Source organism: Agrobacterium sp. InxBP2 (genome assembly GCF_026191755.1).
GTDB lineage: Bacteria > Pseudomonadota > Alphaproteobacteria > Rhizobiales > Rhizobiaceae > Agrobacterium > Agrobacterium pusense.
In genome coordinates, this window is the sequence record NZ_JAINDY010000033.1 from 208210 (window position 1) to 220373 (window position 12164).

The window sequence follows — 12164 nt, forward strand, 5'->3', positions numbered from 1 at the left end:
CTTGTGGCAATTAGGCAACGTCTAATTCTAGTCACGCGTCTGCCCCAAACAATTCACATTTTGGCTCTTTGATCTCCGCATTCTCCCATCAAATTCGGTTTCCAGAGGGGCGATCAACCCGACGAATTATGCCGCGTCTGAAAACAATGTTTTGAGTGCAGAGCGGTCCTGAAAGGAGAATAACATGCGTATTTTCGTAGCAACCCTTATGGCTTCGACCATGGCCGCCGCTGGCTTTTCGGCTGCTCACGCCGCTGACGCCGTAAACGAAGTGCCGCAGGCACCGGTTTCCTACGACCAGCCAGCACCGGTCAAGGACTGGTCCGGCGCTTACCTCGGTGGTACCGTCAACTACGATTGGGGCCGTTTCAGCTCCAGCAACGACGGCCGTGACGCCAAGGGCGCTGGCGGCGGTCTGTACGGCGGTTACAACTGGCAGAATGGCCAGATCGTTTACGGTGCCGAAGCTGACGTCAACATGGGTGACGAGCGCGGTTCCGCCGGTACGGTCGCAGGTCGCTCGGTCGAAGGCAAGCAGGGCGTCAACGGCTCGCTGCGTGGCCGCGTTGGTTACGACATGAACCCGTTCCTGCTCTATGGTACGGCCGGTCTTGCTGTCTCCGACAACAAGGTTCGTGACGGCGTCAACAAGGACAGCGCCACGGCTCTCGGTTACACGGTTGGTGCCGGTGTAGAAGCCATGGTGACCGACAACATCACCGCCCGTCTGGAATATCGCTACAGCGATTACCAGAAGAAGGACTATACGCTCGGCAACGACGCCTTCTCGCGCGGTTATGACGACCACTCGGTCAAGGCCGGTATCGGCGTCAAGTTCTGATCCTTTCCGGATCGGTCAAAGAAAAGCCGGGGTCATGCCCCGGCTTTTTTGTGTCTGTAATTTGCCGTTGAACGCCCGGCAAAAAGCCGGGTGTTCTGCGCGGTCACGTCAGGCGGCGGCCTTCATTTCCGTATAGGCCTCGAAACGCTTGCCGAAGGTTTCCGGCCACGCCGCCAGCGCACCGCGCCCTTCGGCCCACTCGCCCGCAAAACGCAGGTCTAGATAACCGATCATCGCAGCCAGCGCGAAATGGCCGCCGTGCAGCTTCTTGCCGGTCTTCGGCGGGTTGGCGTTGAGATGGTCGAGCCCGCGCACCACCTTGCTCCACTGCTTGTCGATCCAGGGCTGGTGAATTTTCTCTTCCGGTCGGAAACGGCGCTCGTAGACGATGGCCAGCAGGCAATCCATGATGCCGTCGCACAGCGCCTCCAGAATTTCCACATCCGTGCGCTTGCCGTTCTTTTTGGGGTAGAGTTTACCGCCTGAAAGACGGTCGAGATAATGCATGATGGCCACGCTGTCGTAGACCGATCCGCCATCATCAAGCAGCAGCACCGGAATCTTTCCCAGCGGATTATTGTCCATCAGCGTGGCCGGCTCGGCGTTGGTGTCAACGCGAACGGAGGTTATGTCGATGTCGAGATGACGGGCCGCCATGCGCACCTTGGCGGAGTAGGGGGAGGCAGGCGAATAGAGCAGTTCCATGGTTGGGTCCTGTGGGTTGATCAGCGAATGGGGATGATTTCGGTTGAACTCGCGCGGCAGCCCTTGCGGTCAAGCTCCGGGCAATCGCGGAATGTCATGTCCCGGTTAAGGCAGATGCGCACTTCTTCGAGGCGCTTGCCATCGCAGCTGATGGAAATGCCGCGTTTCGACAGGCCGGGATTGGCATCGATAAAGGCGGTTTCTATCGCATCGGCGGAAAGCGTGGCTGTTTCGGCGCCGGAAGCGATTCTCTCCGGCAGCCGGACGGCCTCGAAGGCGGCCCGCGTCGCCGAGAAATAGTCTCGCTGCGACAGGCCGGAACAGGAGCCGTGTTTGCGCCACTGATGGCCGATCAGGCCCATGGAGGGCATGATGTCGAACATGGTGCGGCCGATCGCGTCCGGAACACGCTCAGGCTCGTCGCTTCGGCAGAATTCGGGATAGCCGTTTTCGTTCTGCGGCCATAGCCCGTGCACCACGAATCCGTAACGCCTGTCGCTGCCGCACTGCTGTCGGTTGCCAGAGCCTTCGGAACTGGCGCAGAATGCCGGTGACCATGAAAGCGAGAGCACATAAAAATCGAAGCCGCTTCCGCGCGGCGGAGGCCTCTTATCCGGCTTCGCTTGAGAAACCGCGCGCCCTGGAGCATCCGGCCAGGAATTGCCGGCGGTCTGCGATTGGGGTTGTGTCTGCCGGTCGGCCGGTGTGGTTGGGGCCGGATTTTGCTGCGCGAACCATAAGGCGCCGAGCGACAGAAGGCCCAGAGCGATGAAACCGGCATAACGCTTCATTCCGTGTACGTTCCCCGGAAAATGGACGACCTCATATCGCCGGCAGGCGACGATCCGGTCTTACATCAACTTGTGAACGGGGCAAACCGCCAATCTTTGATGAAAAGGTTGAAAGCTTCGCCGCATAACGAATAGAGTCGAACGAATCTCCGCAAAAGACGGAACAGGCTGGGGTGAAGCTGGAGGAAATAGGCGGGCATGACCGCATGAAATTCAAGAAATATATCTGGCCCGTCGTTGGCTTTGCGACGATCGGTTTTTCCGCCTGGTTGCTCTTTCACGAATTGCGCGGCCTGTCGCTTGATGATCTCTGGGACAGCCTGAAGGCCATTCGGGTGCGGGACTGGTTGTGTTCGGGTCTCTCCACCCTGCTGGCCTATGCCGCGCTTGCCGGTTATGACCGCATCGCGTTGCAGCATCTTGGCCGCAAGGTGAACTGGCTCTTCATCACGCTCACCTCCTTCACCACCTATGCGCTGTCCCACAATGTCGGTGCGTCGGTGTTTTCGGGCGCCGTGGTGCGATATCGGGCGTATACGTCGAAGGGACTAAGTGTGGCGGAAGTGGGCGTTCTCGTCGGCCTCTGCTCTTTCACCTTCCTCATCGGCACGATCATGCTGATCGGACTGGTGCTGCTTTACGAGCCTGACATCACTGAACGGTTCACGGGCATACTGCCGGTCGAAGCCTCGACCACGACAGGCGTCGTGCTGCTCTTTTTCGTCAGCCTTTATGTTCTCGGTAGCCTGCTCAGGCTGAAGCCTCTGAAGATCGGCTCCTTCGTGTTGCCATACCCGGCGCCGAAGCTTGTGGCGCAGCAACTGGTCATTGGCCCCATCGAGCTGATCGGCGCGGCGGGCATCATCTATTTCGCGCTGCCGGAAGCCGGCAATCCCGGCTATATGGTCATTCTCGGCATATTTCTGGTGTCGTTTTCCGCAGCGCTCATTTCGCATGCGCCGGGCGGATTGGGCGTGCTGGAACTCGTCTTCGTCACCGGCCTGCCGGACATGAACCCGGCCGACGTCATCGCGGCGCTCCTGGTCTTCCGCCTGTTTTACCTCATCATCCCCTTCATCATGGCGCTGTTCGTGATCCTCTTCTTCGAAAGATCACAGCTGGCCGCGGCGCAGAAAAGGGAAGGGTTAAGGTAACTCAGCCGTCTTCCGGCTTTTCCTCGCCGCGCAGCCAGAAGGCGCGTTGCGAGGCAAACCTGTCCTGCGCCAGCCTTGTCTTGAGGTAAGGCAGCAGCGTGTGCAGCTCTTCTTTCAGCGTGTAGGGCGGATTGACGATGATGAGGCCGGAGCCGCTCAGCCCATCCAGCCGGTCGCTCCTGACGGAAAGTTCCGCGCATAGCATCTTCGGAATCTCGAAGGATTGCAGCCGCTCGTGGAAATCCTTGATCGGCGCGCCTTTCTTGAGCGGATACCACAGGCAATAGGTGCCAGTGGAAAAACGTCGGTAGGCTTTGTTCAGGCCATCGGCCAAGCGCTGATATTCATTCTCCAGCTCAAATGGCGGATCAACGAGGATGAGCCCGCGTTTTTCTTTCGGCGGCAGATGCGCGCCAAGCGACAGCCAGCCATCGAGCTCGGTCACCCGCACCTGATAGTCACCTTCGAATAGCCGCGCGAGCGCGCGGCTGTCATCCGGGTGCAGTTCCATGGCCGAAAGCCGGTCCTGCGGGCGAAACAGCATACGCGCGAGTTTCGGTGAGCCGGGGTAGAATTTGACACCGCCTTCAAGATTGAGTTCCTTCACGGCGGCAAGATAGGGCTCCAGCAGTTCGGCGATAGGGTCGGGCAGATCACCCTCCATCAGCTTTCCGATGCCGGTCTGCCATTCGCCGGTTTTCTGCGCCTCTTCAGACGTCAGGTCGTAAAGACCGATGCCGGCATGGGTGTCCAGTACCCGAAAGGCCTTGTCCTTGTTCTGCAGGTAACGCACGAGGCAGGCGAGAACGGCATGTTTGAGGACATCCGCGAAATTGCCGGCGTGATAAATGTGGCGGTAGTTCATGGATGTGTCTCGCTTGCCGTTTATCCGGATGAATGGTCAGGATGAATATTCTTGATGGACGTCACTTCGGCCTTTTTGCCGCATCGTTGATGCAATATACAAAAGACATGAACGTTGCGACCCCGATTTCCGCTGAAAAAGCCACCCTGAAGGCCGAAGTCCGTATCGGACACACGGTCTGCCCGCATGACTGTCCGAGCGCGTGCGCGCTGGAGGTCGATATCAATGCCGATGGCCGCATCGGTCGTGTGCGCGGCGCCAATGCCAACACCTACACCGCCGGCGTGATCTGCGCCAAGGTGGCGCGGTATTCCGAGCGCATCTATCATCCCGGTCGTCTGCTGACCCCGAAGCGCCGCAAGGGCGCAAAAGGGGCGGGCGACTGGCAGGAAATTTCCTGGGAAGCGGCGCTGGACGAGGTCGCCGACGCTTTTGTGAAGGCAGAAGCCCGGCACGGCGCGGAGGCCATCTGGCCTTATTTCTATGCGGGCACCATGGGGCAGGTGCAGCGCGACTCCATCGAGCGGCTGCGCCACGCCAAGAAATATTCGGGCTTCTTCGGCTCGATTTGCACCAACATGGCCTGGACCGGCTATGTGATGGGCACGGGCGCCTTGCGCGGCCCCGATCCGCGCGAGATCGGCAAGGCCGATGTCGTCGTCATCTGGGGCACCAATGCGGTCGCCACGCAGGTCAATGTCATGACCCATGCGGTCAAGGCCCGCAAGGAACGCGGCGCGAAGATCGTCGTGGTCGACATCTATGACAATCCGACCATGAAACAGGCGGATATGCGCCTCGTCGTCCGACCCGGCACGGATGCGGCGCTGGCATGCGCCGTAATGCACATCGCCTTCCGCGACGGTTACGCCGACCGTGGTTACATGGCGCGCTTCGCCGACGACCCGGCCGGGCTCGAGGCGCATTTGAAGACGAAGACGCCGCAGTGGGCATCAGAGATCACGGGCCTTTCGGTCGACGAGATCGAGGATTTCGCGAGGCTGGTTGGCGTCACGAAAAAGACCTTCTTCCGGCTCGGATATGGCTTTGCCCGACAGCGCAACGGCGCGGTCGCCATGCATGCAGCGCTTTCGATCGCCACGGTGCTCGGTTCCTGGCAATATGAGGGCGGCGGCGCGTTCCACAATAATGGCGACATCTTCCGGCTCAACAAGGCGGAGCTCATGGGCACGGCCTATGCCGACCCCGACGTGCGCCAGCTCGACCAGTCGCAGATCGGCCGCGTGCTGACGGGGGACGCCGAAGCGCTGCGCCACGGCGGCCCGGTGACGGCGCTGCTCATCCAGAACACCAATCCGGTCAATGTCGCGCCCGAACAGAGGCTGGTGAAGCAGGGCTTCCTGCGCGATGATCTCTTCGTCGCCGTGCATGAGCAATTCATGACGGAAACGGCCGAGCTTGCCGATATCGTGCTGCCCGCCACCATGTTCCTCGAACATGACGACATTTACCGCGCCGGCGGCCAGAATCACATCTTGCTTGGTCCTAAACTGGTGGAGCCGCCCGAAACGGTGCGTACCAACCTCTTCGTCATCGAGGAGCTGGCAAAGCGTCTCGGGATCGACCACATGCCGGGCTTTGGCCTTTCAGCGCGCGATCATGTCGATCATATGCTGAAAGTCAGTGGCTGGGGCTACTTCGATACGCTCGCCGAAGAGAAATGGATCGATGCGCAGCCACCGTTCGAGGTCGCGCATTATCTTGAAGGCTTCGGTTACGGTGACGGGAAGTTCCGTTTCAGCCCCGATTGGGCAACGGGGCCTTCTCCCAACAAGCCGCCGAAGAACATCGGCGTGATGGGGCCGGTGTCGGAATTTCCGAAATTCCCGGATCAGGTCGATGTCATCGAGGTTGCGGATGCTGACCATCCCTTCCGACTGGCGACATCGCCCGCGCGCAACTTCCTGAATTCCACTTTCGCGGAAACCAAAACCTCCGTGCAGAAGGAAGGTCGCCCGGAACTGATGATCTGTCCTGAGGATGCCGCCATCAACGGCATTTCTGATGGCGACATCGTCCGCATCGGCAACGGGCGAGGCGAGGTCCGGCTCCACGCGAAAATCGTGGAAGGTGCTAGGCCGGGAGTGCTCATTGCCGAAGGGCTATGGCCGAACAAGGCGCATCTGGACGGCGAGGGCATCAACGTGCTGACCGGTGCCGACGCCGTCGCTCCCTATGGCGGCGCGGCATTTCACGACAACAAGGTTTGGCTGCGCAAAAGCTGACGGAAGATTTTGAATGACGAAGTTCGACAACGTGAAAATTGAAATTCTGAAAGACGAAACGCTTTCAAAGAACTGGTATCACCTCCGCAACATAACCTACAATTACACCAATTCCCGTGGCGAAACGAAAGTCATCAGGCGCGAAGCCTATGACCGTGGCAACGGCGCGACGATCCTGCTGTTTGATCCACGACGCCAGACGGTTGTTCTGGTACGGCAGTTTCGCATGCCGGCCCATGTGAACGGTCATCCCGGCTGGCTCCTTGAAGCCCCGGCCGGCCTGCTGGACGGCGATAATCCGGCCGAAGCCATCCGCCGCGAGGTGACGGAAGAAACGGGCTACGTCGTGAGGGACGTGCGGTTCCTGTTCAAATCGTTCATGTCGCCCGGTTCTGTCACCGAGATCATTCATTTCTTCGCCGCGATTGTCGAATCTTCGGATCGTGTCGAAGAAGGCGGCGGTGCGGCCCATGAGGACGAGGATATCGAGGTCGTGGAAATCCCGCTGGACGACGCCATGAAGATGATCGAGACGGGCGAGATATGCGATGGCAAGACGATCATGCTGCTGCAATGGGCGGCGTTGAACCGCGCCTCCCTGACAGCCTGAGATTTCATCATCTTTCGGAGACTCTTATGAACGTGTCGCTCTTAAAGTCGCCCGCTGCCGCGACTGACCGGATCCGGCTGGTGGAAAAGGAAACCGTCTGGAAGGGCTTCGTGCATTTGCAGAAGCTCGTTTTTGACCAGCGCATGCCTGACGGCAAGACGATCCGTATTGTGAGGGAGGTCCATGATCACGGCCTCGCCGCCGCCATTCTCCTTTATGACCCGAAACGCGACAGCGTGGTAATGGTACGCCAGTTTCGCCCCGCCGCCTTCGTCAACGGCGACCCGAACTTCATGATCGAAGTTCCGGCAGGGCTTCTCGATGGCGACGATGCCGCTGATGCAATCCGCCGTGAGGCGATGGAGGAATCCGGTTACGCCGTCGAAAAGGTTGAATACCTCTTCGACATGTATGCCAGCCCTGGCACGCTGACTGAAAAGGTCAGTCTCTTCGTCGCCCGCATCGATCTCGACGTGCAAGCGGGCAGCGGTGGCGGACTGGAGGATGAAGGCGAAGATATCGAGGTTCTGACCTATGGTCTCGACGAAGCTTTCGGAATGATCGCCTCGGGTGAAATCACGGATTCGAAGACGATCATTCTGCTGCAATGGGCGATGCTTAATCGCGACCGGCTTTAAAGGCGGGGCGGCTTGAGCATATCCAGTGAACTAACCCACGGATACGGCCATCGACGCTAAAATCGCCCTCTGACGCCGGCACCCACGAAAATCGACTGTAAGTCGCCGCCACCAGCGTTCTTCTCCGACGACAGGCTTCCGGCGCCCGCGCCGCTATAATGCGTGTTCCCGCGCCCGAGGCTGGTATAGTCGTAAGCGCCGTCGAGGTAGATCGAGGCGTTTTCCGTCACGTCATAGGCAACGCCTGCCTTCACCCCGAACATGCCGGCAACGTCGAATTTGTCAGTGAAGCGCATGTCGCGCAGCCAGTGATCGTCAGTCGCCTTGGCGTAGACCATGGCGCCACCTTCGAGACCGAGATTGAGCGACCAGTTGCCGAATCTCTGGCCGCCCGTCAGGTTGCCGTAGAAAACCGGTATCTGTTGGCGATAGGTGATTCCCTTGAGGCCATCCTTGAATTTGCCTGAGAAATCGCGGCGGGAGAAAACACTGTAAACGGCGTTGCCGCCATAGGCCGACCATTGCACATCGGTGTAGCGAAAACCGACGCCCGCGCTGAGATATTGCTGCGGATCCTCCAGCAATGTGCGATTGAGTTCGAGGCCTCCCGAAAAATAATGGTCGAGCCGTGTGTCATCATGCTGGGAGCGATCGCTCCAATTCTCCTTGGAGCTGTCTTTCGAAAAGGGCCATACCCAGTCGTAGTCGGTCATGTAGCCATCGCCTTCAAAACCGATGCGGCCTTCCGCCTTGACGCGCCAGCCGGGCGCTAGTTCGAGGCCGAGCGAGCCGCGCAACGCCACGGCGTTTTTCGTTTCCCATTCCAGTTCGCTCACCTTGCGGCCACCGAGATAAACAGTTTCCGTCGCCCGGAGATTGAGAACGCCGGCATCCAGTGAAGCCGTAATGCCGTTTTGTTCGGCGGCGAGTGGCAGGCAGGTACCCATCAGTAAAGCCGCAGAAAGCGGCAGGGGAAATCTCGAAAATCGCATAATCGCTCCTGAACGTCCGGAGGGCCTGAAGTAGAGGCCGTTGCGGTCATTAAAGACGATTATGGTAAATGATCGGTTTATTTCACCGAAGATACCAATTCTGATTTATCTATGTACTTTAGGAATAGCTACATCACGAGGCAGAAACAAGGATGGAATACTCGGTTTTACTTTCGTTCCTGTCGAAAACGGCTTTTCCGCCTTCCATCCGTACCTTGCCTTCGGCGAGTAATTTCAGCGCCAGTGGATAGAGCTGGTGCTCGACGGTGAGGATCCGCGCAGCCAGGGTATCGGCCGTGTCGTCGGAAAGAACCGGCACAGCCCCCTGCGCAATCGTCGGGCCCTCGTCCATACCTTCGGTGACGAAATGGACCGTGCAGCCGGAAATCTTCATGCCGCTGTCGATGGCACGCTCATGCGTATGCAAACCGGGGAAAAGCGGCAGCAGGGAAGGGTGGATATTGATGATGCGGCCTTCATAGGGGGCAATGAAATCCCCCGAGATCAGCCGCATATAGCCGGCGAGACAGATGATGTCAGGCGCAATCTCCCCAAGAGCGGCCAGAATGGCGCCCTCATGTTCCGTCTTGCTCGCATAGGTCCTGCGTTCGAAGACGAGGGTCGGAATGCCGAAACCCCGTGCCTTTTCCAGCCCGCCGGCAGTTGCCTTGTCCGAGATCACGCAGGCGATTTCCGCCGGAAAATCCGCCGTCTGGCAGGCCTTTACCAGCGACACCATGTTGGAGCCGCTGCCGGAGATGAAAACGACGACACGTTTGCGGCCGGACGACAGGGCGGCGGGCATCATAGGGCGAGGGCGCCCTTGTAGATGGTGCCATGCGCGCCTTCTTCACGGGCGACCATGCGGCCGAGCGGGAAGACGGTCTCGCCTTGGGCCGTCAGAACTTCGGTGACCTTTTCGGCATTTTCAGCCGAAACCACGACGATCATGCCGACGCCGCAATTGAAGGTGCGCAGCATTTCCTTTGCTTCGACACCACCGGTTTTCGCAAGCCAGGAGAAGACGGCAGGAACCTCTATCGCTTCGAGGTCGATCTCGGCGGCGAGATGTTTGGGCAGAACGCGCGGAATATTCTCCGGGAAACCGCCGCCGGTAATATGCGCCAGTGCCTTCAGCGCGCCGGTCTCGCGGATCGCCTTCAGGAGCGGCTTCACATAGATGCGGGTTGGAGTCAGCAGCGCTTCGCCCAGCTTCTTGCCATCGGCGAAGGGAGCAGGTGCATCCCAGTCGAGCCCGGAGATCGATACGATCTTGCGCACCAGCGAGAAGCCGTTGGAGTGGACGCCGGATGAGGACAGGCCAAGAATGACGTCGCCCTCGGAAATGTCGCCGGCCGGCAGCAGCTGGCCGCGTTCGGCCGCGCCCACGGCAAAGCCCGCGAGGTCGTAATCACCATCTGAGTACATTCCCGGCATTTCAGCGGTTTCGCCGCCGATCAGCGCACAACCGGATTCGCGGCAGCCGGCGGCGATGCCGGAAACGATCGCAGCGCCCTGGTCGGGATCGAGCTTGCCGGTGGCAAAATAATCGAGGAAGAACAGCGGTTCTGCACCCTGAACCACGAGATCGTTGACGCACATGGCGACGAGATCGATACCGACGGTGTCGTGATAGTTTGCGTCGATGGCGATCTTCAGCTTGGTGCCGACGCCGTCATTGGCGGCCACCAGAACCGGGTCGGTGAAGCCAGCGGCTTTCAGATCGAACAGGCCGCCGAAGCCGCCGATTTCGCCGTCCGCGCCGGGACGTCGCGTGGAACGCACCGCCGGTTTGATCTTCTCGACCATCAGATTGCCGGCGTCGATATCCACCCCTGCGTCACTATAGGTAAGACCGTTCTTGCCCGACTGGCTCATGGCTCTCGTCTCCGCTGGTTCCTTTGGCGTCGCCATTCGCACGGGACGGGGCCTGATGCAAGGGTTTGCGTGGCAAAACCTCCGGTTTTTAACGGCTTTGACGTTCCGCGATGGCCGCTCTCGGCAGCATTTGCCGCAATGCGGCGAAGGTGGGACCGGATATTCTGCGTTGTCGGCTTTTTCAGCCCCCCTTATCCCTTTGCCGACGCAGTCTTGACCATGTGCCCACGCCCATCCTATCTCCATGATGCGGGATGACGATGCGGTGACAGAAGGATGAACGGATGCAACCCCATGTAAGCGGTACCAGCCTGCGCCGGCAGGTGTTTTTCTGGATCGGCGTGCTTGCCGTCTTTATCCTCTTCCTGATGGTCTTCAGCTCCATTCTCCTGCCTTTCGTGGCTGGCATGGCGCTAGCCTATTTTCTCGATCCGGTGGCCGATTGGCTGGAGAGGCGCGGCCTCAGCCGGCTTATGGCCACAGTCGTCATTCTCATCTCCTTCGTGCTGGTCTTCGCGCTGTCGCTCATCATCATCATTCCGCTCATTGCCGCCCAGGCCTCGGAATTCATTACGCGCATCCCGCAATATATCTCGTCGCTGCAGCAGCTGATCGCCGGCGCCGATACCAATCTCCTGCCGGACTGGGTGAGCAGCCAGATCGATGCGGTAAAGGAGAACTTCTCGAAACTCCTCACCGAAGGTGCGGGTTTCATCGGCACATTGCTGACGCAGATATGGAATTCCGGGAAATCGCTGGTCGATGTCGTGTCGCTCCTGGTGGTCACTCCCGTCGTCGCCTTTTACCTGTTGCTTGACTGGGACCGGATGATCGACAAGGTCGACAGCTGGATACCGCGCGATTACGTGCACACGGTGCGCCAGATCGCCCGCGACATGGACAAGACCATTGCCGGTTTCGTGCGTGGGCAGGGCTCGCTCTGCCTCATTCTCGGGGTTTATTACGCCGTCGGCCTGTCGCTGGTCGGCCTTAATTTCGGCCTTTTGATCGGCCTTTTTTCGGGCCTCATCAGCTTCATTCCCTATATCGGCTCCATGGTCGGCCTGATCCTGGCGGTTGGCGTCGCCATCGTGCAGTTCTGGCCGGATTATCTCTATGTCGTGCTGACCCTCGTCGTGTTCTTTTCCGGCCAGTTCATCGAAGGCAACATCCTGCAGCCGAAACTTGTCGGCAGCAGCGTCGGCCTGCATCCTGTCTGGCTGATGTTTGCCCTCTTCGCTTTCGGCGCGCTTTTCGGCTTCGTCGGGCTTCTCGTCGCGGTGCCGGCTGCGGCGGCGGTCGGCGTGCTTGTCCGCTTCGCCTTGTCACGGTATCTTGAAAGCGATCTTTACCACGGGCACGCCGCCAACCTTCCCTGGGAAGCCAACCTTACCCTGGAAGAAAGGGAAACGTCCTCCGGCAAGGTTGACTCTCAGAGCTGACA

General features: G+C 59.4%; 12 protein-coding genes. 6 read left to right on the forward strand and 6 right to left on the reverse strand.

Annotated features, from left to right (window positions below; translation table 11 throughout):
• The first annotated feature begins 184 nt into the window (after positions 1-184).
• The gene (locus K7A42_RS18905; RefSeq protein WP_004441118.1) at positions 185-841 is read left to right on the forward strand and encodes an outer membrane protein; all 657 of its coding nucleotides are present in this window, start codon (positions 185-187) and stop codon (positions 839-841) included.
• 108 nt (positions 842-949) lie between these two features.
• On the opposite strand, the gene K7A42_RS18910 is transcribed toward K7A42_RS18905, so the two are convergent.
• Positions 950-1546: a glutathione S-transferase gene (locus K7A42_RS18910; RefSeq protein WP_282455701.1), complete on the reverse strand. Its 597-nt coding sequence runs from the start codon at positions 1544-1546 to the stop codon at positions 950-952.
• 20 nt (positions 1547-1566) lie between these two features.
• Positions 1567-2337 carry a ribonuclease T2 family protein gene (locus K7A42_RS18915; RefSeq protein WP_282455702.1) on the reverse strand — a complete coding sequence of 257 codons (771 nt, stop codon included), beginning with the start codon at positions 2335-2337 and terminating at the stop codon, positions 1567-1569.
• Positions 2338-2543: 206 nt separating this feature from the next.
• Here K7A42_RS18915 and K7A42_RS18920 point away from each other — a divergent pair, with 206 nt between their 5' ends.
• Positions 2544-3491: a lysylphosphatidylglycerol synthase domain-containing protein gene (locus K7A42_RS18920; RefSeq protein ID WP_004441121.1), complete on the forward strand. Its 948-nt coding sequence runs from the start codon at positions 2544-2546 to the stop codon at positions 3489-3491.
• 1 nt (position 3492) lies between these two features.
• Here the strand turns inward: K7A42_RS18920 and K7A42_RS18925 are convergent, their stop codons facing one another.
• The gene (locus K7A42_RS18925) at positions 3493-4356 is read right to left on the reverse strand and encodes a 23S rRNA (adenine(2030)-N(6))-methyltransferase RlmJ (protein ID WP_282455703.1); all 864 of its coding nucleotides are present in this window, start codon (positions 4354-4356) and stop codon (positions 3493-3495) included.
• 41 nt (positions 4357-4397) lie between these two features.
• On the opposite strand from K7A42_RS18925, the gene K7A42_RS18930 reads away from it, so the two are divergent.
• From K7A42_RS18930 to K7A42_RS18940, 3 genes are read left to right on the forward strand one after another with little or no spacing between them, the layout of a single operon-like run.
• Complete coding sequence (locus K7A42_RS18930; protein WP_282455704.1) at positions 4398-6602, forward strand: molybdopterin-containing oxidoreductase family protein; 2205 nt, start codon at positions 4398-4400, stop codon at positions 6600-6602.
• A gap of 13 nt (positions 6603-6615) precedes the next feature.
• Complete coding sequence (locus K7A42_RS18935; RefSeq protein ID WP_004441124.1) at positions 6616-7212, forward strand: NUDIX domain-containing protein; 597 nt, start codon at positions 6616-6618, stop codon at positions 7210-7212.
• Positions 7213-7238: 26 nt separating this feature from the next.
• Positions 7239-7850 carry an NUDIX domain-containing protein gene (locus K7A42_RS18940; protein ID WP_035207694.1) on the forward strand — a complete coding sequence of 204 codons (612 nt, stop codon included), beginning with the start codon at positions 7239-7241 and terminating at the stop codon, positions 7848-7850.
• A gap of 56 nt (positions 7851-7906) precedes the next feature.
• Here K7A42_RS18940 and K7A42_RS18945 read toward each other — a convergent pair whose 3' ends face one another.
• The 3 genes from K7A42_RS18945 to purM form a co-directional block, all read right to left on the reverse strand.
• Entirely contained in the window at positions 7907-8842 is a 936-nt protein-coding gene (locus K7A42_RS18945) for an omptin family outer membrane protease (protein WP_153775399.1), read from the reverse strand.
• Positions 8843-8975: 133 nt separating this feature from the next.
• A complete protein-coding gene (purN, locus tag K7A42_RS18950; RefSeq protein ID WP_282455705.1) occupies positions 8976-9650 on the reverse strand; it encodes a phosphoribosylglycinamide formyltransferase in 675 nt (224 codons plus the stop codon).
• Positions 9647-10720: a phosphoribosylformylglycinamidine cyclo-ligase gene (purM, locus tag K7A42_RS18955; protein ID WP_004441129.1), complete on the reverse strand. Its 1074-nt coding sequence runs from the start codon at positions 10718-10720 to the stop codon at positions 9647-9649. The genes purN and purM overlap by 4 nt, the downstream gene beginning before the upstream one ends.
• 284 nt (positions 10721-11004) lie before the next feature.
• On the opposite strand from purM, the gene K7A42_RS18960 reads away from it, so the two are divergent.
• Positions 11005-12162 carry an AI-2E family transporter gene (locus K7A42_RS18960; RefSeq protein WP_004441130.1) on the forward strand — a complete coding sequence of 386 codons (1158 nt, stop codon included), beginning with the start codon at positions 11005-11007 and terminating at the stop codon, positions 12160-12162.
• The last annotated feature ends 2 nt before the right edge of the window (positions 12163-12164 follow it).